Annotated in this window: 22 protein-coding genes; 12 read left to right on the top strand and 10 right to left on the bottom strand. The window is 66.4% G+C overall.

All coding sequences use genetic code 11. The annotated features are described in order from the left end of the window. Positions 1-39 precede the first annotated feature (39 nt). On the bottom strand, positions 40-993 hold the full coding sequence (miaA, locus tag FOB47_RS22050; protein WP_174782129.1) for a tRNA (adenosine(37)-N6)-dimethylallyltransferase MiaA: 954 nt from the start codon (positions 991-993) through the stop codon (positions 40-42). A 34-nt stretch (positions 994-1,027) separates the two neighbouring features. Next, complete coding sequence (mutL, locus tag FOB47_RS22045) at positions 1,028-3,025, bottom strand: DNA mismatch repair endonuclease MutL (protein ID WP_174782128.1); 1,998 nt, start codon at positions 3,023-3,025, stop codon at positions 1,028-1,030. Between the two features lie 173 nt (positions 3,026-3,198). On the opposite strand from mutL, the gene FOB47_RS22040 reads away from it, so the two are divergent. Next, positions 3,199-3,846 (top strand): VTT domain-containing protein, encoded by a 648-nt coding sequence (locus FOB47_RS22040; protein WP_170265880.1) that lies wholly within the window; start codon positions 3,199-3,201, stop codon positions 3,844-3,846. Between the two features lie 93 nt (positions 3,847-3,939). Here the strand turns inward: FOB47_RS22040 and FOB47_RS22035 are convergent, their stop codons facing one another. Both FOB47_RS22035 and murJ read right to left on the bottom strand, forming a co-directional pair. Continuing rightward, on the bottom strand, positions 3,940-4,788 hold the full coding sequence (locus FOB47_RS22035; protein WP_023263957.1) for a SirB1 family protein: 849 nt from the start codon (positions 4,786-4,788) through the stop codon (positions 3,940-3,942). Positions 4,789-4,821: 33 nt separating this feature from the next. Further along, positions 4,822-6,372 carry a murein biosynthesis integral membrane protein MurJ gene (gene murJ / locus FOB47_RS22030; RefSeq protein ID WP_053822458.1) on the bottom strand — a complete coding sequence of 517 codons (1,551 nt, stop codon included), beginning with the start codon at positions 6,370-6,372 and terminating at the stop codon, positions 4,822-4,824. A 330-nt stretch (positions 6,373-6,702) separates the two neighbouring features. Here murJ and rpsT point away from each other — a divergent pair, with 330 nt between their 5' ends. Further along, on the top strand, positions 6,703-6,969 hold the full coding sequence (gene rpsT / locus FOB47_RS22025; RefSeq protein WP_006579059.1) for a 30S ribosomal protein S20: 267 nt from the start codon (positions 6,703-6,705) through the stop codon (positions 6,967-6,969). 106 nt (positions 6,970-7,075) lie between these two features. On the opposite strand, the gene FOB47_RS22020 is transcribed toward rpsT, so the two are convergent. After that, positions 7,076-7,375 carry a DUF3579 domain-containing protein gene (locus FOB47_RS22020; RefSeq protein WP_006579060.1) on the bottom strand — a complete coding sequence of 100 codons (300 nt, stop codon included), beginning with the start codon at positions 7,373-7,375 and terminating at the stop codon, positions 7,076-7,078. Positions 7,376-7,779: 404 nt separating this feature from the next. On the opposite strand from FOB47_RS22020, the gene argF reads away from it, so the two are divergent. From argF to FOB47_RS22000, 4 genes are all read left to right on the top strand, one after another. Then, complete coding sequence (gene argF, locus FOB47_RS22015) at positions 7,780-8,703, top strand: ornithine carbamoyltransferase (RefSeq protein ID WP_053822457.1); 924 nt, start codon at positions 7,780-7,782, stop codon at positions 8,701-8,703. A gap of 163 nt (positions 8,704-8,866) precedes the next feature. Beyond that, entirely contained in the window at positions 8,867-10,096 is a 1,230-nt protein-coding gene (locus FOB47_RS22010) for an argininosuccinate synthase (protein WP_174782127.1), read from the top strand. Positions 10,097-10,252: 156 nt separating this feature from the next. Beyond that, entirely contained in the window at positions 10,253-10,564 is a 312-nt protein-coding gene (gene ppnP / locus FOB47_RS22005) for a pyrimidine/purine nucleoside phosphorylase (RefSeq protein ID WP_053822455.1), read from the top strand. A 76-nt stretch (positions 10,565-10,640) separates the two neighbouring features. Then, positions 10,641-11,681, top strand: coding sequence for a patatin-like phospholipase family protein (locus FOB47_RS22000; RefSeq protein WP_174782126.1), 1,041 nt, complete (start codon positions 10,641-10,643; stop codon positions 11,679-11,681). Positions 11,682-11,730: 49 nt separating this feature from the next. On the opposite strand, the gene murB is transcribed toward FOB47_RS22000, so the two are convergent. Next, positions 11,731-12,741 carry a UDP-N-acetylmuramate dehydrogenase gene (gene murB / locus FOB47_RS21995; RefSeq protein ID WP_174782125.1) on the bottom strand — a complete coding sequence of 337 codons (1,011 nt, stop codon included), beginning with the start codon at positions 12,739-12,741 and terminating at the stop codon, positions 11,731-11,733. Positions 12,742-12,910: 169 nt separating this feature from the next. On the opposite strand from murB, the gene FOB47_RS21990 reads away from it, so the two are divergent. Continuing rightward, positions 12,911-13,396: a YajQ family cyclic di-GMP-binding protein gene (locus FOB47_RS21990; protein ID WP_053822452.1), complete on the top strand. Its 486-nt coding sequence runs from the start codon at positions 12,911-12,913 to the stop codon at positions 13,394-13,396. A gap of 83 nt (positions 13,397-13,479) precedes the next feature. On the opposite strand, the gene FOB47_RS21985 is transcribed toward FOB47_RS21990, so the two are convergent. Next, entirely contained in the window at positions 13,480-13,977 is a 498-nt protein-coding gene (locus FOB47_RS21985; RefSeq protein ID WP_174782539.1) for a DUF192 domain-containing protein, read from the bottom strand. Between the two features lie 132 nt (positions 13,978-14,109). After that, positions 14,110-14,802 carry a pseudouridine synthase gene (locus tag FOB47_RS21980; RefSeq protein WP_174782124.1) on the bottom strand — a complete coding sequence of 231 codons (693 nt, stop codon included), beginning with the start codon at positions 14,800-14,802 and terminating at the stop codon, positions 14,110-14,112. 264 nt (positions 14,803-15,066) lie between these two features. Here FOB47_RS21980 and icd point away from each other — a divergent pair, with 264 nt between their 5' ends. Then, the gene (gene icd, locus FOB47_RS21975; RefSeq protein WP_023263378.1) at positions 15,067-16,317 is read left to right on the top strand and encodes an NADP-dependent isocitrate dehydrogenase; all 1,251 of its coding nucleotides are present in this window, start codon (positions 15,067-15,069) and stop codon (positions 16,315-16,317) included. Between the two features lie 281 nt (positions 16,318-16,598). Here the strand turns inward: icd and FOB47_RS21970 are convergent, their stop codons facing one another. Beyond that, the gene (locus FOB47_RS21970; RefSeq protein ID WP_006578050.1) at positions 16,599-16,805 is read right to left on the bottom strand and encodes a cold-shock protein; all 207 of its coding nucleotides are present in this window, start codon (positions 16,803-16,805) and stop codon (positions 16,599-16,601) included. Between the two features lie 469 nt (positions 16,806-17,274). On the opposite strand from FOB47_RS21970, the gene clpS reads away from it, so the two are divergent. From clpS to FOB47_RS21950, 4 genes are all read left to right on the top strand, one after another. Further along, complete coding sequence (clpS, locus tag FOB47_RS21965; protein ID WP_006578051.1) at positions 17,275-17,601, top strand: ATP-dependent Clp protease adapter ClpS; 327 nt, start codon at positions 17,275-17,277, stop codon at positions 17,599-17,601. Then, positions 17,598-19,895: an ATP-dependent Clp protease ATP-binding subunit ClpA gene (clpA, locus tag FOB47_RS21960; protein ID WP_053822451.1), complete on the top strand. Its 2,298-nt coding sequence runs from the start codon at positions 17,598-17,600 to the stop codon at positions 19,893-19,895. The genes clpS and clpA overlap by 4 nt, the downstream gene beginning before the upstream one ends. Positions 19,896-20,067: 172 nt before the next feature. After that, the gene (locus tag FOB47_RS21955; protein ID WP_232962917.1) at positions 20,068-21,060 is read left to right on the top strand and encodes a tripartite tricarboxylate transporter substrate-binding protein; all 993 of its coding nucleotides are present in this window, start codon (positions 20,068-20,070) and stop codon (positions 21,058-21,060) included. Positions 21,061-21,124: 64 nt separating this feature from the next. Beyond that, positions 21,125-21,979, top strand: a complete 855-nt coding sequence (locus FOB47_RS21950; RefSeq protein ID WP_174782122.1) for a VOC family protein — start codon at positions 21,125-21,127, stop codon at positions 21,977-21,979. 57 nt (positions 21,980-22,036) lie between these two features. On the opposite strand, the gene dut is transcribed toward FOB47_RS21950, so the two are convergent. Beyond that, positions 22,037-22,537: a dUTP diphosphatase gene (dut, locus tag FOB47_RS21945; RefSeq protein ID WP_053822449.1), complete on the bottom strand. Its 501-nt coding sequence runs from the start codon at positions 22,535-22,537 to the stop codon at positions 22,037-22,039. Between the last annotated feature and the right edge of the window lie 25 nt (positions 22,538-22,562).

Below are 22,562 nucleotides of genomic sequence, written 5' to 3'. Positions count from 1 at the left end.
GACGAAGCCGCGATTATCGCGCGCTGCGTGCGTCCCTGGCTACGAGCCCAACCGCGCCAGCCGCGCCACCTGCTCGACATAGTCGGGCGCCAGGCAATCGACCACCAGCCGTTCGGGCGTCGAGCGCAGCCACGTCAGCTGGCGCTTGCACAGCTGGCGGGTCGCGGCGATGCCGCGCTCGCGCATCGTGGCGAAATCGCAGTGGCCGTCCAGGTATTCCCAGACCTGCCGGTAGCCGACGCAGCGGATCGACGGCAGCCCCGGATGCAGGTCGCCGCGCGAGCGCAGGCGCTCGACCTCATCGAGCAGGCCGCCGCCCAGCATTGCGTCGAAGCGGGCCTCGATGCGCGCGTGCAGCACCGCGCGGTCCGACGGCTCCAGCGCGATGGCGCGGAAACGCGAGCCCGCCTGGCCATCGAAGGTACGCGCATCGGCCTCGCGGGCCAGCAGCGCCGACATCGGCAGCCCGGTCAGCCGGTGAATCTCGAGCGCGCGCTGGATGCGCTGCGAATCGTTGGGCGCCAGCCGGGCCGCGGTGACTGGATCGACCTGGGCCAGCATCGCATGCAGGGCGGGCCAGCCGCGCTCTTCGGCCAGTCGGTCGAGCTCGGCGCGCACCTGCGGATCGGCCTGCGGCAGATCGTTCAGGCCCTGGGTCAGCGCCTTGTAGTACAGCATGGTGCCGCCGACGATCAGCGGCTCGCGGCCGCGCGCGCGGATCGATTCGACAAGCGCATTGGTGTCGGCGACGAATTGCGCGGCCGAATAACTGTCGGCGGGATCGATGATGTCGATCAGATGGTGGGGCACCGCGGCCAGTTCGGCGGCGGAGGGCTTGGCGGTGCCGATGTCCATCTCGCGATAGACCAGCGCCGAATCCATGCTGATGATCTCGATCGGCGCGCGCGCGGCCAGCGCCAGGGCGGCCGCGGTCTTGCCCGAGGCGGTGGGGCCGAGCAGGCAGACGATCGGAGCGGGCGAAGCGGCGGCCATGGAAGAAGCGGACGGCGACAGCAAGGGTGCGGCCTTACTGGCCGCGCAGGAACAGGCGGTCCAGCTCGGCCACGGTGAGCTGGACCCAGGTCGGCCGGCCATGGTTGCACTGGTCGGCGCGCTCGGTCTGCTCCATCTGTCGCAGCAGCGCGTTCATTTCCTCGACGGTCAGCTTGCGATTGGCGCGCACCGCGCTGTGGCAGGCCAGCGTCGCCAGCAGTTCGTTCTGGCGCTCGGCCAGCACGCGGGAACCGCCGTAGGCGTGCAGATCGCGCAGCACGTCGCGCGCCAGCGCCTCGGCGTCGGCCTGCTTGAGCAGCGCGGGAATGGCGCGCACCGCCAGCGTGGTTGGCGACACCGGTGCGATATCGAAACCGAGCAGCGCCAGCGTCTCCTGATGTTCCTCGGCTGCGCCGATCTCGACCGGGCTGGCCGGCAGCGTGACTGGAATCAGCAGCGGCTGCACCGTCATCTGGCGCGCGTCGAGGGCGGTCTTGATCTGCTCGTACAGGATCCGTTCGTGCGCGGCGTGCATGTCGACCAGCACCAGCCCGCGCGCGTTCTGGGCCAGCACGTAGATGCCGTGCAGTTGGGCGATGGCGTAGCCGAGCGGATGGTCGTCGGCGTCGTCCTGCAGGCCCTCGGTGGCACGCGGCGCCTGCGTCGGCGCGCCGTCGAGCAGCGACGGCGGTTCGTTTTCTCGCGCGGCACGCGCATCGGCCAGCCATGCGGGCGGCTGGCTCGACGGCGCGAAGCGATGGCCGGCCGGCGACAGCGCATCGCGCACCATGCCCAGATAAGCCTGCCGCGGCTGGGCGATGCCCAGTTCGGTCTGGCGTGCCACGGCGGTGTAATCGACCCAGGGGCGCCCGCCGGGTTGCGCAGGGCTGGTGGCCGCGACGCGCAGCGCCGGCGCCTGGCCACCATGGCCGACGCCGATGTCGGCGGTTTGCAGGCTGTCGCCGTTCTCGCCCGCCTGGCGCGCCAGGCAGCGCTGTACCGCGTGGTAGACGAACTGATGGACCGCGCGCGACTCGCGGAAGCGCACCTCGATCTTGGAGGGGTGCACGTTGACGTCGACCAGCTCGGGCGGCAGGTCCAGGCACAGCACATACGCCGGGAAACGGTCGCCGTGCAGCACGTCCTGATAGGCGCTGCGCACGGCGTGCGTCAGCAGCTTGTCGCGGACGAAGCGGCCATTGACGAAGAAGAACTGCTGGTCGGGACGGCCGCGCGAGGCGGTCGGCAGTCCGGCGAAGCCGTACAGCGCGAGGTCGCCGGCCTGTTCCTCCAGCGGCAGCCGCGCGCGCGCAAATTCGCTGCCCAGCACCTGGGCCGTACGCGTGGCGACATCGCCCGCGTTCCAGTGCTCCATTGGCTTGCCGTTGTGATGAACCGACAGCGTGACGTCGGGCCGCGCCAGCGCGATGCGCCGGATCACCTCGAGGCAATGGCCGAGCTCGGTCTGTTCGCTCTTCAGGAATTTGCGGCGCGCGGGCGTATTGAAGTACAGGTGCTGCACGTCGACGGTGGTGCCGACTCCGCCCGACGCGGGCTGCAGCGCCCCGGTATCCGCGTGGATCTGGCTGGCGTGGGGACAGTTTGCCGTGCGGCTGGTCAGCACCAGCTGCGAGACCGAGGCAATCGAGGCCAGCGCCTCGCCGCGAAATCCCAGCGTCAGCACCGATTCCAGTTCGTCGAGCGAGGCGATCTTGCTGGTGGCATGGCGCATCAGCGCGACCGCCAGTTCGTCGGCGGGGATGCCGCAGCCGTTGTCGGTGATCACGATGCGGCGTACGCCCCCTTCCTCGAGCCGGATCGACAGCTGTGTCGCGCCGGCATCGAGCGCGTTCTCCAGCAGCTCCTTGACCACCGAGGCCGGGCGCTCGACCACCTCGCCGGCCGCGATCTGGCTGACCAGCTGGTCGGGCAGCGGACGGATCGGCCGGGCCGGCGCCAGGCGGCGCCGGGGGCGTTCGGCCGAAGCGGCGTCGGAGGCTGGAGAGGCGGAGGAGGAGTGCGGCGCGGACATGGCAGCGATTATACGTGCCGGCTTCATTGCGGCCTTCTCATGGTTTCGTGGCTGCCTTGCGTGCGCGAGGTCGCACTCACGGTCCGCAGGCGGCCGTTTCGTCGCCGGTGCGGGCACGTTCGTCTTGTATGATGTCGGGCTGGAAAAAGTTGGGGAACGTCTTGGATATCGTATTGCAGGTGATTGACATGCTGCTGCATGTCGACAAGTACCTCGGCACCGTGATTCAGCAATATGGCGCCTGGGTCTACGCCATTCTGTTCGCGATCGTCTTTGCCGAGACCGGCCTGGTGGTGGCGCCTTTCCTGCCGGGCGATTCGCTGCTCTTCATCGCCGGCGCCTTCTGCGCGACGGGGGCGATGAACGAGTGGGTGCTGATCGGCCTGCTGCTGGTCGCCGCGATCGGCGGCAATACCGTCAACTACTGGGTCGGCAGCTGGATCGGACCCAAGGTGTTCGACCATCAATGGCGCTTCCTGGACCAGCAGGCACTGCGCAAGACCCACGACTTCTACGAGCGCCACGGCGGCAAGACGCTGGTGATCGCCCGTTTCGTGCCCATCGTGCGGACCTTTGCCCCATTCGTGGCCGGCGTGTCGCAGATGACCTTCGCGCGCTTCCAGCTGTTCAATGTGGTCGGCGCCGTCACCTGGGTGGTGGGCCTGGTGTTTGCGGGCTACTTCTTCGGCAACCTGCCGTTCATCAAGCAATACCTGAACCTGATCGTGCTGGTCGGCATCAGCGCGGCGATCGTACCGCTGATCCTCGGCGGGCTGTGGCGCCTGGTGCGGCGAGGCGACAAGCGCCGCCGCGTGTCGTAAGGCGCAGCTTGATGCCAGGCCGGCACCGTTGCGATGCCGGCCTGTCGCTTCCTTCTTCCTTCGTTTCTCGGTGACTTCGTTCCCTGCGGGCGCTCAATTCAGCGACCGGCTCATCATCCGCAGCGCCGGCATGCGGTCGCGGATCTGGGTCGAATCGGCCGCGTCGGGCCGGGCGCTGACATAGGCCTCCAGATCTTCCAGCGCGGGCCGGAAGCATTCCAGATTCGCGTAGGCCAGGCCCCGGTCGCGCACTTCCTCGATCGAATCGGGCAGCAGGATCACCAGCCGGTTCTGCACCGCCAGCAGCCGCTGCCAGCGCGACTCCTGCAGATAGATCGCCTTCAGATTGCGCAGCATCCGCGCGATGATCTCGCGGTGGCTGGCCGTCTGCAGGAACAGGCCCAGCGGCACCGCGTTTGGATCGGCGATGCCCTCGCGCTCGAGGTACGGGTCCAGCATGTCCTGCAGCTGCTCCTTGGACAGCGTCTCGCCGGTCAGCGGATCGAGCACGACCTCGCCCGCCGGAATCGACATCCGCAGCAGGAAGTGGTTGGGGAAGGAGACTCCCTTGAGCGGCAGGCCGATCTGCTGGCCCAGCTCCATGTACAGCACCGCGAGCGAGATCGGAATGCCGCGCCGCTGCCGCAGCACCACGTTCAGATACGAGTTGTCGGGGTCGTAGTAGTCGTTCGCGTTGGGCCCGAAGCCCAGGTCGCGATAGAAGAAATGGTTCAGCAGTCGCAGGCGCTGAATGGCGGGGGTGCCGTCGGCGATCCGGCGTTTGAGCCGCAGCGCCAGCACATCGATGGCGGCCAGTTCGGCCTGCAGGTCCAGGTCAGGGTAGGCGTCCTGTGCGATCGACAGGGCCGTTTCGGTCAGCGGGATGCCGCTGTCGTCCGCCACCAGCGCGGCAAAATAGTCCAGGACTTTGGTCGAGGTCATAGCGGTTCCTGGTTGCGGCCGGCGCCATGGTCTTCAGACAGCTTTGCGCTTGAAGGCGGCATAGCGCAGGCCCGTGAGCCACAGTGTACCGAAGTAGACGACCGCCGCAAGCACCAGGCACGAGGCCATCAGCGCGATCCGCAGCAGCGGCGTGGTACCGAGGGCGACCCAGTCGAAGGTGCGCGCGAACCACAGCAGCACGCCGGCCAGCAGCGTCGCCGCCGCCGACAGCTGCGCGAAGAACAGCCACCAGCCGGGCGCGGGCCGGTAGACGCCGACGCGGCGCAGGCCGATGAACAGCAGCACGGCGTTCAGCGTCGCGCTGACGCTGATCGACAGCGCCAGGCCCGCGTGGCCGATCCACGGCACGAAGGCGAGGTTGGCGAGCTGGGTCATCACCAGCATCGCGATGGCGATCTTGACCGGGGTGCGGATGTCCTGGCGGGCGTAAAAACCCGGCGCAAGAATCTTGACCAGGATCTGGCCCAGCAGGCCGACGCCGTAGGCCATCACCGCCAGCTTTGTCATCTCGACCGCATGGCCGTCGAACTTGCCGTAGTGGAACAGCACCGCGGTCAGCGGCCCGCCGAACACATAGAGGCCGATCGCGCTCGGGATCGCCAGCAGGAAGGTCAGCCGCAGGCCCCAGTCGAGCAGCGCCGAGTATTCGGCGCCGTCCTCGCGCGCGCTGGCCTTGGACAGGCTGGGCAGCAGGATCGTGCCGATCGCCACGCCGAGCAGCGCGGTCGGGAATTCCATCAGGCGGTCGGCATAGGTCAGGAACGACACGCTGCCGGTGGCCAGCCGCGACGCGATATTGGTATTGATGATCAGGCTGATCTGCGCGACCGATACGCCCAGCAGCGCCGGGCCCATCTGCCGCAGGATCCGGCGCACGCCGGGGTCGCGCCAGGCGGCGCGCAGGTTCACGCCGATGCGCGGCAGCATGCCGATGCGCTTGAGCGCCGGGATCTGGATCGCCAGCTGCAGCACGCCGCCGACCAGTACGCCCCAGGCCTGGGCGTAGATCGGCTGCTGCAGATGCGGCGCGACGAACAGCGCCGCGCCGATCAGCGACAGGTTCAGCAGCACCGGCGTGAAGGCCGGCACCGCGAAGTTGCGCCAGGTGTTCAGCACGCCCGAGGCCAGCGCGACCATCGAAATCAGCCCGATGTACGGAAACATTACGCGGGTCATGAAGACGGCCGCGTCGTAGGTCTGGTGGTCGCCGCGAAAACCGGTTGCGACGATCGTCATGATCACCGGGGCCGCCAGCACGCCGATCAGCGACACCGCAGCCAGGGCCCACGCCATCACGGTGGCCACCGCGTCGACCAGCAGCCGGGTCGGCTCGTCGCCGCGCTTGCCGTGGTATTCGCCGAGGATCGGCACGAAGGCCTGCTGGAAGGCGCCCTCGCCGAAGATCCGGCGCAGCATGTTCGGGATGCGGAAGGCGACATTGAACGCGTCGGTCATGTCCGAGGCGCCGAACGCGCGGGCGATCAGGATCTCGCGGATCAGGCCGGTGATGCGCGACAGCATCGTCAGGCCGCTGATGGTGGCGAGCGATTTGAGCAGGTTCAAGGTCGGGGGAGACTGGAAACGGTTGGAGCGCCGCCTCGGGGCGCGTCGCCGGGCGGCAGACCGCAGTCAGACGGCATCCGGACGCCGAAAGTTGCAATCGCACCACACCGGGCGAGCCGGGGCCCGCCAATTGTGGCGCCAATTATACGGATTGGAGTGCGCGGCCCGCCGCCTTCGCCGAGGGGCAGGATCTTCCTTGCGGCGGCTTCGATCTTGTGTGTATAATCGCCGATTCGAGAAGATAGTTGCGTTCCGGATTCGTGTGTCAGTGCATCCCGGGTCGCTCTTGTGCAATCCACGCACGCATCTGAATTCAGGATATTTAACGAAATGGCAAATTCCGCACAAGCTCGCAAGCGCGCGCGTCAAGCCGTCGCCCAGAACGCGCACAACTCCAGCCTGCGCTCGCGTCTGCGCACCGCCGTCAAGGCTGTCCGCAAGGCGATCGATGCTGGCGACAAGGCAGCTGCTGCCGAGATCTTCAAGAACTCGCAAGCCGTGATCGACAGCATCGCCGACAAGAAGATCGTTCACAAGAACAAGGCAGCGCGCCACAAGTCGCGCCTGTCGGCTGCGATCAAGGCCATGGCCGCCTGATTGCCGCGTTCACCGGCCGCGCCTGGCGCGCGGTCGGCGCAGTAAAAAAGCCCGTCCGATGACGGGCTTTTTGCATTTCGGCTTTCCGCTCGGTGCGGCCTTCCGCTCAATCGAGCGAGCAGGCCTCGACCAGCTGCAGATGATTGTCGCGCGCGAAGTTCAGCACGAAGTCCAGCGCCTTGGGCTCGATCTCGCGCAGCCTTGCATCGACCACCACGCACTTGACGCCGCCCGACATCACCGGGCGCACGTAAGGGGAGTAGGTCAGGCGGGGATCGCCGGTATCGCCGGGCGGGCGGAATTGCGCCATCACGCCGCACAGCCGTTCAGCCCAATCGCTCGGACGGAAGGTCTTGCCTTCCTTGGTGATGCCCTGGATGAAGTACTGGCGAACGGTGGAATTCATGGACTGCGGTGAGGCTGGTGACTCGACGGGAAACCCGCAACGGGCGCCCGTTTGACGCGGCGAGCGGCGATGGGTTCGCGCGAATCTGGCCGGAAGGCGGGGCGTCGGGAGTGGCGGGGGCACTTTTGATGCCGGCGGCGGGCGGCGGCAAGGGTATGCCGGGCCCCGCGTGAATCAGCGAGTATTATATCTTATATAAGACTGCCGCATAAGCCGCCGCATGGCCGGGCACAGGGCTTTGCCGGCATGGCCGGGTGCCCGCCCAGGCTCGCCAAAGCAGGAATAATCCCTTATGATTCCTGAACTCACATTGCGCAAGCGACGCGAAAGGCGGCTCCGCGACAGCGTGGTTCCATGACCGTTCATGGCCTCGCGTGTCCCCATCGAGCCGCCTTCTTTGTTTTATGAGCCCAACGCCGATCAAGCACTACCTCCAGTTCAGCGACCTCGATGCGAAGGAGTACGAGTACCTGCTCGACCGCGCCCGGATTCTGAAGACCAAGTTCAAGAACTACGAGACCTGGCATCCGCTGCACGACCGTACGCTGGCGATGATCTTCGAGAAGAACTCGACCCGCACGCGGCTGTCGTTCGAGGCCGGCATCCACCAGCTCGGCGGTCACGCGGTGTTCCTGAACACGCGCGACTCGCAGCTGGGCCGCGGCGAGCCGATCGAGGACGCCGCGCAGGTGATCTCCCGCATGGTGGACATCATCATGATCCGCACGTTCGGCCAGGAGATCATCGACCGTTTCGCGGCCCATTCGCGCGTGCCGGTGATCAATGGGCTGACCAACGAATACCATCCTTGCCAGGTGCTGGCCGACGTCTTCACCTATATCGAGCATCGCGGCAGCATCCGCGGCAAGGTCGTGGCGTGGATCGGCGATGCCAACAACATGGCCTACACGTGGATCCAGGCCGCCGAGCGGCTGGGCTTCACCTTCCATTTCTCGGCGCCGCCGGGGTATCAGCTCGATCCGGCGATGGTGCCGGCCAGCGCCGCGAGCCTGGTCAAGGTCTTCGACGATCCGCTGGCCGCGTGCCAGGGCGCCGATCTGGTGACCACCGACGTCTGGACCAGCATGGGCTTCGAGGCCGAGAACGAGGTCCGCAAGCGCGCCTTCCAGGACTGGATGGTGACCACCGCGATGATGGACCGCGCCAATCCCGACGCGCTGTTCATGCACTGCCTGCCGGCGCACCGCGGCGAGGAAGTCGAGGCGGCCGTGATCGACGGACCGAAGAGCGTGGTCTGGGACGAGGCCGAGAACCGGCTGCACGTGCAGAAGGCGCTGATGGAGTACCTGCTGTGCGGGCGCTATTGAACGGTTGATCCGATCGATCGTCTGGCGCCCGAGCCGCGCCGTCCGGCGATGTGGCGCCCAAGCCCGGGCGGTCATGTCAAAATAGCGGCTTTCCGTTTTCCTTATCCGATGCGCGGGCTGTCTTACCTGCCGGTCCGCGCCTCCTTTGCGCATCGAGTCGAACATGAGCGATATCAAGAAAGTCGTGCTCGCCTACTCCGGCGGGCTGGACACTTCGGTGATCCTGAAGTGGCTGCAAGACACCTACCAATGCGAGGTGGTCACCTTCACGGCCGACATCGGCCAGGGTGAGGAGCTGGAGCCGGCTCGCCAGAAGGCGCTCAAGTTCGGCATCAAGCCCGAGAACATCTTCATCGACGACCTGCGCGAAGAATTCGTGCGCGACTTCGTCTTCCCGATGTTCCGCGCCAATGCCGTCTACGAAGGCGAGTACCTGCTGGGCACGTCGATCGCCCGTCCGCTGATCGCCAAGCGCCAGATCGAGATCCTGCGCAGCACCGGCGCCGACGCCGTGTCGCACGGCGCCACCGGCAAGGGCAACGACCAGGTTCGCTTCGAGCTCGGCTATTACGGCCTGGAGCCGGGCGTCAAGGTCATCGCCCCGTGGCGCGAATGGGACCTGCTGTCGCGCGAGAAGCTGCTGGCCTACGCCGAGAAGGCGGGCATCGAGATCGACATGAAGCACAAGAAGGGCGGCGCCCCGTACTCGATGGACGCCAACCTGCTGCACATCTCGTTCGAAGGCCGCCATCTGGAAGACCCGAAGGCAGAGGCCGAGGAAGACATGTGGCGCTGGACGGTGTCGCCGGAGCAGGCGCCGGACGCGCCCGAGTTCCTCGACATCGAGTTCGAGCGGGGCGACATCGTCGCGCTGAACGGCAAGCGCATGTCGCCCGCCGAAGTGCTGACCGAACTGAACCGCCTGGGCGGCAAGCATGGCATCGGCCGTCTGGACCTGGTCGAGAACCGCTACGTCGGCATGAAGAGCCGCGGCTGCTATGAAACGCCGGGAGGCACGATCCTGCTGCGGGCCCACCGCGCGATCGAATCGATCACGCTGGACCGCGAAGTCGCGCACCTGAAGGACGACCTGATGCCGCGCTACGCCAGCCTGATCTACAACGGCTACTGGTGGAGCCCGGAGCGCCGCGCGCTGCAGGTGCTGATCGACCATACGCAGCAGAACGTCAACGGCTGGGTCCGCGTCAAGCTGTACAAGGGCAACGTCATCGTGCTGGCCCGCGATTCGAAGGACACGCTGTTCGACAAGAACATCGCCACTTTCGACGACGACTTCGGCGCCTACAACCAGGCCGACGCCGGCGGCTTCATCAAGCTGAACGCGCTGCGCATGCGCATCGCCGAGAACGCCCGCCGCCAGCGCGGCAAGTAAGTCGCCAGCGAGCGGCTGTCACGCGCATCGGCAAGGAAGGAGAGGGGCCCTGGCGGCCCCTCTTTTCATGTCCGCGCAGGTCCGCGCATGTCGGCATGTCCGTGCAAGTCGGCGCAGGTCTGCACACCAATTCCATCGTTTGTCAGGAGAGTCACCATGAGCCAGTTCGACAATGTTTCCGTGGTCAAGCAAGCCAATCTGTATTTCGACGGCAAATGCGTCAGCCACACCGTGCTGTTTCCGGATGGCACCCGCAAGACGCTGGGCGTGATCTTCCCCGCCTCGCTGACCTTCAAGACCGGCGCGCCGGAAATCATGGAAATCAATGCCGGCGTCTGCCGCGTGCGGCTGGCCGGCTCGGACGAATGGCAGACCTACGGCGCGGGCCAGCAGTTCAGCATTCCGGGCGACAGCAGCTTCGATATCGAAGTGCAGCAGACGCTCGACTACGTCTGCCACTTCGGCTGACCGCATCTCGCTTGTCCGCGGCGGCGCGCATGCCGCGGCCGTCTCCCTCGATCGTCACGCTTCACGGAGTTCCGGCATGGCAAATCGACACAAGCCGATCAATCTGGCGCTGCAAGGCGGCGGCGCGCACGGCGCCTTCGGCTGGGGCGTACTGGACGCGCTGCTGGAAGATGGCCGCCTGCGTTTCGACGGCATCAGCGGCACCAGCGCCGGCTCGATGAACGCGGTGGTGATGATCGATGGGCTGCTCGAGGGCGGCCCCGAGCGTGCAAGAGAGAAGCTGCACGACTTCTGGTTCGGCGTGTCGCGTGCCGGCTCGCCGTTCTCGACGATCGGCCAGCAGACCGTGGACTGGCTGTCGGGCCAACCGGGCAACAGCTGGCCGCTGCAGGACTGGATGCGGATGTGGTCCGGCTGGTGGAGCGCGACCGCGCAGGGCAGCACGTTCAACCCCTTGCGCGCGCTGCTCGAGGACCAGGTCGACTTCGAGCGCGTGCGGGCCTGCCCGGAGACGAAGCTGTTCATCGCCGCCACCGACGTCAACAGCGGCAATGTGCGCGTGTTCCAGACCGCCGATCTGTCCGTCGACGCGGTGCTCGCGTCGGCCTGCCTGCCCTATCTGTATCCGGCGATCGAGATCGGCGAGCGGTACTACTGGGACGGCGGCTATATGGGCAATCCGGTGCTGTTCCCGTTCTTCTACCAGACCGCGTCCCGCGACATCCTGGTCGTCCATATCAATCCGATTTCGCGCCCGGACGTGCCCACGCAGCCGCAGGAAGTGATGGAGCGGCTCAACGAGATCACCTTCAACGCGTCGCTGCTGCGCGAGATGCGCGCGATCGCCTTCGTGCAGAAGCTGCTTGACGAGGAGTGGCTCAAGCCCGAATACCGCGACAAGCTCAAGTACATCCTGCTGCATTCGATCCGGGCCGACGAGGCGCTGGCGGACCTGTCGTCGTCGACCAAGCTGGTGACCGACTGGAATTTCCTGCTGATGCTGCGCGAGCGCGGACGCGTGGCCGCGCAGGGCTGGCTCGAGCAGCACTACGACGCCGTCGGCAAGCGCGGCACCGTCGATATCCGCAAGGAATTCCTGCAGGACATGCCGTTGTAGGTGTCGACGAACGGCGCGACCGCGAAAGGGGTTCGCGATACCGCTGGCGCTACAGCACCACCGGCTCGGGTTCGATCTCCACGCCGAAGCGCTGCCGCACCGTATCCGCGATGCGTGTTGCCAGCGCCAGCAGTGCGCGGCCATCGCCGCCGCCGTGGTGCACCAGCACCAGCGCCTGCCGCTCGTGCACGCCGACCGGGCCTTCGCGCAGGCCCTTGAACCCGCAGCGGTCGATCAGCCAGCCCGCGGCCAGCTTGTAGCTGCCGTCGGGCTGCGGATGGCTGACCAGGTCCGGGTGCTCGGCCACCAGGGCGTCGCGCCGGGCCGCGCTGACCACCGGATTCTTGAAGAAGCTGCCGGCATTGCCGAGCACAGCGGGGTCGGGTAGCTTGCGCTGGCGGATCGCGATGACCGCATCGCGGATCGCTGCCGCATCGGGTGCCGGATTGTCATGCAACTCACGGGCGAGTTCGGCATAGCCGAGCGCCGGCTGCCAGCGGCGGGGCAATCGCAGCGTGACCGCGGTGATCACGTAGCGATCGCGGCCCGCCTGCTTGAACAGGCTGTCCCGATAGCCGAACGCACAGTCGCTCAGGTTCAGCGTGACGAAGCGGCGGGTTTGCCGGTCCCAGGCGCGCAGGCTGTGGAAGCGCTCGCGCAGTTCGACGCCGTAGGCGCCGATGTTCTGGATCGGGGCGGCGCCCATGCTGCCCGGGATCAGCGCCAGGTTTTCGAGGCCGGGCATGCCGTCGGCGATGGTGCGGTTGACGGTCGCGTGCCAGTTCTCTCCGGCACCGACCGTCACGAGCCAGGCCTCGTCGTCACTGGCGACCGTGTAGCCCGGGATCTGCATCAGCAGCACCACCGCATCGAGATCGCCGGTCAGCACCACGTTGCTGCCGCCGCCCAGCACCACCACCGGCCGCTGCGCGGCGCGAGGGTCGGCCAGCGCCTCGACGAGGTCGCTTTCGCTGCGCACCGCCACCGCGAAGCGCGCGCGTACGTCGAAACCCAATGTGTTGTGCTGGCGCAGCGGATAAAATTCGTGGAAATCTGCCATGCGGAAAGAGTTGCCGGACGAGGATGCCCGGACAGCGGGATGGAAGCGGAACGGCCTGGACTGCAGGGTTGGCTGGATTATACGGAACCACCGGCGCCGGCCGGACAGGTTCAGCAATCGAACAGCGGTACCGAGGACCGAGGTACCGGACATTCAGAAGGAGTAGGCGATGCCGTCGTTTGACGTGGTGTGCGAAGCGAATATGGTCGAGGTCAAGAATGCGGTCGAGCAGGCCAACAAGGAAATCTCGACCCGCTTCGACTTCAAGGGTTCCGATTCCCGTGTCGAGCAGAAGGAAGGCGAACTGACCGCGTTTGCCGATGACGACTTCAAGCTCGGCCAGGTCAAGGACGTGCTGCTCAGCAAGATGGCCAAGCGCAATGTCGACGTGCGCTTCCTCGACTACGGCAAGACCGAGAAGATCAGCGGCGACAAGGTCAAGCAGGTCATCACGATCAAGAAGGGCGTGACCGGCGATCTGGCCAAGAAGATCGTGCGGATGATCAAGGACAGCAAGATCAAGGTACAGGCCAGCATCCAGGGCGATGCGGTGCGCGTGTCGGGCGCCAAGCGCGACGATCTGCAAAGCGTGATCGCGATGCTGCGCAAGGACGTATCCGAGGCGCCGCTGGACTTCAACAACTTCCGTGACTGAAGTCCGGAGCCAGCCACTGGCGATGACGACGCGGCCCGGCAGAGGGCCGCGTATTTCTTTCCGGCTCGTTCTTCCGAAGCCCTTTACTGCGCGGGCAGGCCGCCGATCTTCGCGCCGGCCTTGATGCCCTTCTGCGCGAACCACCCCTGGTTCATCTCCAGCGCATAGCGGATCGCCGCCTTCGGGCAGTGATTGTCCTCGCTGTGCGGCCGCATGTCCTCGATATTGACGATCGTCCCGTCGTCGGCCAGGAAGGCGATCGACAGCGGCAGCTCCGTGTTCTTCATCCAGAAGCAGTGGCCGGCCTTCTGCTCGAACACGAACAGCATGCCGGCGTTGGCGGGCATCGACTTGCGATACATCAGGCCTTGCTGGCGGGACTGCTGGTCGGCGGCGACCTCGGCGCGGATCACGTACATGCCGGCGCTCAGCGAGACGACCGGCAGCCGCTGCTGCGCGTGCGCGAGCGGGGCCAGCAGCGCCGCGCCGCAGGCGAGGGCGGCGAGCCGGCGCGCCAGCGGGCGGCGGGATGAACGAAGCGAAGCGCGATCGAGCGGGGCGGCGAACGGCGGACGGTGCAGTGGCATGGCGGGAAACGAGCGAAGGGCGCGAGTGGCGAAGGTCATCACGGCGGGGTCGGCAATACGCGGCGATACGCGGCTGTACGCGGCTGTACGCGGCGGAACGCAAGCCGCAAGCATAGCGCAGCGCGGCTAGGCCGGCCGGCGGCGGTTGGTACGGCCGGCGGTGCGCGCCGTCTCGGTACGGCCCGGGTTGGCGCGCCGTGCATTCGGGCTGGGCGGATTCGACCGCGGCCGCACGGGCGTCGTACCGCGGGCAGGGCCGGTCATGCCCAGGCTTTGCGGCGCGACTTCCTGCCATTGCCCCGGCGCCAGACCGAGCTGGCGCAGGTCCAGCGCACCGATGCCGACCCGGACCAGCCGCAGCGTCGGGTGGCCGACCGCCGCGGTCATGCGGCGCACCTGCCGGTTCTTGCCCTCGTGGATCACGATCTCGATCCACTGGGTCGGGATCGCCGCGCGATAGCGGATCGGCGGCGTGCGCGGCCACAGGAAAGCGGGCTCGTCGATCAATGTGGCCTGTGCCGGCAGCGTGTGGAAGTCGCCCAGATCGAGGCCGGCGCGCAGCCGGGCCAGCGCGGCCTCGTCCGGCACGCCTTCGACCTGCGCCAGATAGGTCTTGGCCAGCTTCTGGCGCGGGTCGGCGATGCGTGCCTGCAGCACGCCGTCGTCGGTCAGCAGCAGCAGCCCTTCGCTGTCGGCGTCGAGCCGGCCGGCGGGATAGACGTCCGGCATCGCGATCCAGTCGGCGAGCGTCTGCCGGCTCGGATGCGGCGAGAACTGGCTCATGGTGCCGAACGGCTTGTTCAGGGCGATCAGGGTCATGGGGGAACCGGTGCGGGAAAGGCGCCAGTATGCCGCAGCGGCGCGACGCCAGCGCCTGTCCGGGATGGCGGATGATGAAAAATTGCTGCATAATACGAAACCGGTCTTGTGTCTTATATAAGACTCAATTAGGACGCAGTCTCGCGATGCAGCAATGCCGGTGTCGCGAGGGCCGTTACAATGCCTCCCGCTAGGCCCGCATTTCGCCGTCTGGTCACGAACCCGCCGGCCGTTCGAAAACCCCCGTTCCGTACTGGAGACGTCATGTACCAACACATCAAGGTCCCGGCCGGTGAGAAGATCACGGTCAACCAGGATCTCTCGCTGAATGTTCCGGACAATCCGATCATCCCTTATATCGAAGGCGACGGTACCGGCTTCGATATCACCCCGGTGATGATCAAGGTGGTGGACGCGGCCGTGGCGAAGGCCTACGCCGGCAAGCGCAAGATCTCGTGGATGGAGATCTACGCCGGCGAGAAGTCGACCAAGGTCTATGGCCCGGATGTGTGGCTGCCCGACGAAACCCTGGACGTGCTGCGCGAATACGTGGTCTCGATCAAGGGCCCGCTGACTACGCCGGTCGGCGGCGGCATCCGCTCGCTGAACGTCGCGCTGCGCCAGCAGCTGGACCTGTATGTCTGCCTGCGTCCGGTGCGCTATTTCAAGGGCGTGCCCTCGCCGGTGCGCGAGCCCGAGAAGACCGACATGGTGATCTTCCGTGAGAACTCGGAAGACATCTACGCCGGTATCGAATGGGAAGCCGAAAGCGAGCAGGCCAAGAAGGTCATCGCCTTCCTGCAGAACGAAATGGGCGTCAAGAAGATCCGCTTCCCGGAAACCTCGGGTATCGGCGTCAAGCCCGTGTCGAAGCAGGGCACCCAGCGCCTGGTCCGCAAGGCCATCCAGTACGCGATCGACAACGACAAGCCCTCGGTGACCCTGGTCCACAAGGGCAACATCATGAAGTTCACCGAAGGCGGCTTCCGCGACTGGGGCTACGAGCTCGCGCAGAAGGAATTCGGTGCGGAGCTGATCGACGGCGGCCCGTGGTGCAAGTTCAAGAACCCGAAGACCGGCAAGGACATCATCGTCAAGGACGCGATCGCTGACGCGTTCCTGCAGCAGATCCTGCTGCGTCCGGCCGAATACTCGGTGATCGCGACGCTGAACCTGAACGGCGACTACGTTTCCGACGCGCTGGCCGCGCAGGTCGGCGGCATCGGCATCGCGCCGGGCGCCAACCTGTCGGACTCGGTGGCGATGTTCGAAGCCACCCACGGTACCGCGCCGAAGTACGCCGGCAAGGACTACGTGAATCCGGGTTCGGAAATCCTGTCGGCCGAAATGATGCTGCGCCATATGGGCTGGACCGAGGCCGCGGACCTGATCATCTCGTCGATGGAGAAGTCGATCCTGTCGAAGAAGGTCACGTACGACTTCGCCCGTCTGCTCGAAGGCGCGACGCAGGTTTCGTGCTCGGGCTTCGGTCAGGTGATGATCGACAATATGTAATCGCCCGCTTCGCTGGCGTCGCGCTGCCTCGCGGCCGCGCGGCGCACCGCGTTGGCGAAAAACCCCCGTTGCCGTCAGGCAGCGGGGGTTTGTTTTTCTTGCCAGCTTTCAGGCGGCGGAAATGCAATGGAAAAGGCCCGGCATTGCCGGGCCTTTTCCCCAGGATTCAACGACCTGCGCCTCGGCAATCGACGATTCGATTGCCCCCGCCGGACGCCTGCCGTCGAAGCCTGTAGCGACCGCCGCGCGCTCTGTCGGCCGGTGCGGTCGCGATGTCGCGCTCAGGCGGCGCTCTGGATGTTCGTGGCTTGCTTGCCCTTCGGACCTTGCACGATTTCGAACGAAACGCGCTGGCCCTCTTTCAGGGTCTTGAAGCCATTCATCTGGATAGCCGAAAAGTGCGCAAACAGTTCTTCGTTACCGTCGTCCGGGGTGATAAACCCGAAGCCCTTGGCATCATTGAACCATTTGACCGTACCGCTTGCCATAAACTCCCCCAACGAAAAAACAGATTTCAAACAGGGGGGCGCTCAGGCCAGCGGCAGATGCAACGAGGGGTTGCACCAAACACTGCAGCGCCTCTGTCGAGGCGCCGCTGCCGGCTCCGTAGGCCTCCCTGCTCACGGAGCACTCGAGGTCCGGTCTGTTGCTTTGGCTCGCGGGACCGGACCTGAATGTCCGAACGATTCTTCTGGCAAACAATCAGACTGTCAAGACGGCACATTCCCCACCCTGATGCCAATGTGGCAGGAATGGGACGGCTCGCAACCGTGCTACTGTGACGGCTCGCGCAGCGTATTGGAACGCTCTGGCGCACGCCTTCGGGCACGCCGTTCGCTGCTGCGCCGGGCGGCGTGGTTCGAGGGTCGAGGAATGGTCCTGAATTGGAAGCTTGCCCTTGAAACCGACAGCATTTGCCCAAATTGCAGACTTGAGCGGAGGGGTTAGAATAAAGCCATGGCTACACGGCTGGCGAATGTCCCACAACGCGATGCAGGCACCGTACTGGAGCGGAAAGAGCAGGCGCTCAAACCGCCGGCCATGTACAAGGTCGTCCTGCTGAACGACGACTACACTCCGATGGAGTTTGTCGTCATGATCCTGCAACAGTATTTCAGCAGGGACCGAGAAACGGCGACGCAAATCATGCTGACCGTGCATCGGGAAGGCAAGGGAGTCTGCGGTATCTATACCAGGGATATCGCCGCGACGAAGGTCGAGCTGGTGTCAACGCACGCACGGCAGGCAGGGCATCCACTGCAGTGCGTGATGGAGGAAGCATGATTGCGCAAGAACTGGAAGTCAGCCTGCATATGGCCTTCGTCGAGGCCAGGCAGGCACGCCACGAATTCATCACCGTGGAGCACCTGCTGCTGGCGTTGCTGGACAACCCGACCGCAGCGGAAGTTCTGCGCGCCTGCGCGGCCAATATCGAGGACCTGCGCACCAGCCTGAAGAATTTCATCGTCGACAACACCCCCGTCGTGCCTGGTACCGACGAGGTGGACACGCAGCCGACCCTCGGCTTCCAGCGCGTGATTCAGCGCGCGATCATGCATGTCCAGTCGACCTCCAACGGCAAGAAGGAAGTCACCGGCGCCAACGTGCTGGTGGCCATCTTCGGCGAGAAGGATTCGCACGCGGTCTACTACCTGCAGCAGCAGGGCGTGACGCGGCTCGACGTCGTCAACTTCATCAGCCACGGCATCCGCAAAGATCAATCCGAGCCCGCCAAGCATGGCGACGGCACGGCCGAGGGCGAGGGCGGCGACGGCAAGGAAAGCCCGCTGGAGCAGTACACCCAGAACATGAACGCGCTCGCCAAGGCCGGCAAGATCGATCCGCTGATCGGCCGCGAGAGCGAGGTCGAGCGCGTGGTGCAGGTCCTGTGCCGCCGGCGCAAAAACAATCCGCTGCTGGTCGGCGAGGCCGGCGTCGGCAAGACCGCGATCGCCGAAGGCCTGGCCTGGCGAATCACCAAGAACGAGGTGCCCGACATCCTCGAGAAGGCGGTCGTCTACTCGCTGGACATGGGCGCATTGCTGGCCGGCACGAAGTACCGCGGCGACTTCGAGCAGCGGCTCAAGGGCGTGCTCAAATCGCTGAAGGACAACCCGAACGCGATCCTGTTCATCGACGAGATCCACACGCTGATCGGCGCGGGCGCCGCGTCGGGCGGCACGCTGGACGCCAGCAACCTGCTGAAGCCGGCGCTGTCGTCGGGCCAGCTCAAGTGCATCGGCGCCACGACGTTCACCGAATATCGCGGCATCTTCGAGAAAGATGCGGCGCTTTCGCGGCGCTTCCAGAAGATCGACGTGGTCGAACCTTCGGTCGACCAGACCGTGCAGATCCTGCGCGGCCTGAAGTCGCGCTTCGAGGAGCACCACGGCGTCAAGTACGCATCGGCGGCCTTGACCGCGGCGGCCGAGCTGTCGGCGCGGTTCATCACCGACCGTCATCTGCCGGACAAGGCTATCGATGTGATCGATGAGGCTGGCGCCGCGCAGCGGATTCTGCCGAAGTCCAAGCAGAAGAAGACCATCGGCAAGAGCGAGATCGAAGACATCGTCTCGCGCATCGCCCGGATCCCGCCGCAGAGCGTCAACCAGGACGACCGCAGCAAGCTGCAGACGCTGGACCGCGATCTGAAGTCGGTGGTGTTCGGCCAGGATCCGGCGATCGAGGCGCTGGCTTCGGCGATCAAGATGTCGCGCGCCGGCCTGGGCAAGACCGACAAGCCGATCGGCTCGTTCCTGTTCTCGGGCCCGACGGGCGTCGGCAAGACGGAAGTGGCGAAGCAGCTGGCCTTCATCATGGGCATCGAGCTGATCCGCTTCGACATGTCCGAGTACATGGAGCGCCATGCCGTCAGCCGTCTGATCGGCGCGCCCCCGGGCTATGTCGGCTTCGACCAGGGCGGTCTGCTGACCGAGGCGGTGACGAAGAAGCCGCATTGTGTGCTGCTGCTCGATGAGATCGAGAAGGCGCATCCGGATATCTTCAACATCCTGCTGCAGGTGATGGACCACGGCTCGCTGACCGACAACAACGGCCGGCGCGCGGACTTCCGCAACGTGATCATCATCATGACGACCAACGCCGGCGCCGAGACGATGAACCGCGCGACGATCGGCTTCACGTCGTCGCGCGAGCAGGGCGACGAGATGGCCGACATCAAGCGGATGTTCACGCCCGAGTTCCGCAACCGGCTCGACGCGATCATCAGCTTCCGCTCGCTGGACGAGGAAATCATCCTGCGCGTGGTCGACAAGTTCCTGATGCAGCTGGAAGAGCAACTGCACGAGAAGAAGGTCGAGGCCAGCTTCACCGAGAAGCTGCGCAAGTTCCTGGCGCGCAAGGGCTTCGATCCGCTGATGGGCGCGCGTCCGATGCAACGGCTGATCCAGGACATGATCCGCAAGGCGCTGGCCGACGAACTGCTGTTCGGCCAGCTGGCGTCGGGCGGCAAGGTCGTGGTCGATCTGGACGACAAGGACCAGATCAAGCTGGAGTTCGCCGAGATCGATACCGAGCCGCCGGAGGCGCCGGAAAGCGAGCAACGCGCGGAGGCCTGATCCCAGGCGGGGACGGGTGGCGGGCCGGACGGGCCCGTCACGCGAGTTCCATGCTATCCTTCGGCAAAATAGTACGGGGCGGCAGCGATGCCGCCCCTATTCATTTGGCCGCGTACGGCGCGGACCGCCATGGGCGGCGCCGATGCCTGCCGGCAAGCTGAACGAGCCACCGATGTTTCGCCTGCGTCGTCTGATGCTGAAGTCGCTGCCGCTGGCCGCGACATCCCCGATCCCGTTGATCGCCCACGCTTTGCCGGGCGAGTCGGCGAGCACCTACGGCGGCCACGTGGCGATGGTGCTGCCGATTCCGCCGGGCGGCAGCGGCGACGTGGTCGCGCGCCAGTTGCAGCCGGGGCTGAAGCAGGCGCTCGGCCAGCCGGTGGTAGTCGATCACCGTCCCGGCGCCGCGGGCCTGCAGGCCGCGGCCACGGTGGCCCGGGCCAGGCCCGACGGACAGACGCTGCTGATGGCCTTCGACAGCCTCGCGCTGCAGCCGATCGCCTACAAGCAACTGCCGTACGACACCTTCCGCGACTTCACGCCAATCTCCCAGCTGGCGCGCCATCCGCTGGTGGTGGCGGTTCATCCTTCGTTGCCGGTCGACAATGTTCGTGCGCTGATCGGCCTCGGGCGGCAGCGCGACGAACCGATCCGGGTGGCGTCGCCGGGCCCCGGCAGCCTCAATCAGCTGGCCGCGCAGGCACTGGCGAGCGAAGGTGGGGCGTCGTGGCGGCACGTCGCGTTCAAGGGCACCGGACCGGCGGTGCAAGCGGTGTTGTCGGACCAGGCGGACCTGGTGCTGGCCAGCTACGCGGCCGTGCAGGCCCACCTGCAGACGCGCACGCTGAAGGCGCTGGCCGTGACCGGCGAGCGCAGGCTGGCGCAGTTGCCGCAGGTGCCGACGGTCGCGGAACAGGGCCTGGCGGGCTTCGAGGCCTACGGCTGGATCGGCGTGTTCGGCCCGGCCGGCCTGCCGCCGGCCGTGGTTGGCCGTCTGCATGGTGCCTTGTCGAACGCGATCCGCGCGCCGCGGGTCGCCTCGGCGCTGGCCGCTCATGGGCTCGAGCCCGTGGCCGGCACACCGGAAGCGCTGGGCCAGCTGGTCCGGCGCGAGTACGACAGGTGGCAGGCGGTGGCCCGCCATGCCAATCTCCAGTTCGAATGATCGATCCGCGATCGATCAGAGTTCGATCCGACAATCGACCCAACGTGACGCAAGGACAGTGGCAATGACAGCGACCCTCGCAGCGCAGCGCCATTTCGACCATGCCGTCGTGATCTGCCCCGACCTCGACGCCGCCGCACAGACCTGGCAGCGGCTCGGCTTCACGCTGACGCCGCGGGGCTTTCATACGCTGGGCTCGCGGAACCATTGCGTGATGCTGGCTCGGGACTATCTCGAGCTGATGCATGTCGACGGCCCCAGCGAGGCGCTGCAGTACTACTGGCACAGCCAGCAGCATGGCGGGGGCTGCGCCGCGCTGTCGTGCCGCAGCGACGATGCGGTGGCCGATGCCGCGGCGTTGCGCGGCGGCGGCTGGCATACCGCAGAGCCGGTGGAGTTCTCGCGTCCGGTGCGCCTGAACGATGGCTCCGAACACCCGGCGATCTTCCGCGTCACCGCGATGGACGACGCGCCGGGCGCGCGCTTCTTCCTGTGCGAGCACCGCACGCCGGAGCTGCTGTGGCGGCCGGAATGGATGACGCACCCCAATGGCGCGCAGGCGATCGGGACGATGTTCCTGGTGGTGGCGCCCTCGCTGGTCGATGCCGCCGCGCGCGCCTATGCGGAGTTGATGGGCGCCGAGCTGACCCAGCTGAGCGAACACGTCTGCAGCCTGGCCGTCGGCGACGCGACGCTTGTGCTGTCCACCCCGCAGGCCCTTGCCGCGGCGACCGGCACCGGCCATATCCGCCAGGCGGTGCCCGGCTATGCCGCCATCCGGCTGCGCACGGCGTCGCTGGACCAGGCGCGCGCGCTGTGGCGCGAGGCCGGCGTTCCCAGCCTCGACCTGAGCGCGACCGAGACGCTGATTCCGGCCCACGCCGCCGCGGGCGTCGCGCTGCTGTTCGAGCAGCGCTGAGACGCGGCCGCTGCGGCGGCGACGGTCAGAGACCGTCAGGCGATGGTCAGGCGACCGTCAGGCGGCGGCCCCGCCGTGATGGACGCCGGTCGAGCCGAAGCCGCCGGCGCCACGCGCCGATTCGCTCGAGAACGCTTCCACCGTGGTGAAGACCGGGCGCAGCACCGGCACGAACATCATCTGTGCGATGCGCTCGCCCGGCTGGATCACGATCGGCTCGGTGCCGGGCGCATTGCGGTTCCAGACGCTGACCATGATCGGACCCTGGTAATCGGCATCGATCACGCCGATCGAGTTGCCCAGCACCAGGCCTTTCTTGTGTCCCAGCCCCGAGCGCGGCGCGATCGTCGCGGCCATATACGGGTTGCCCATATGCACCGCGATGCCGGCCGGCACCAGCTGCGCCGGCGTGCCGGGCTCGATCGTCAGCGGCGCGTCCAGGCAGGCGTGCAGATCGATCGCGGCGGCCATGTCGCTCTGGTAATTGGGCAAGCCCCACTCGTGCAGGCGCGCGTCCAGGATCTTGATTTCGACGGTGGGATTGGGGGAAGGGGTCATCGGAGTCGGGTCGGATGGGAGATTG

Source organism: Cupriavidus gilardii, assembly GCF_013347325.1.
In the GTDB taxonomy this organism is placed as follows: Bacteria; Pseudomonadota; Gammaproteobacteria; order Burkholderiales; family Burkholderiaceae; genus Cupriavidus; species Cupriavidus gilardii.
Note: the sequence above shows the minus strand (reverse complement) of the source record. Positions and strands in the feature narration are given on the sequence as shown.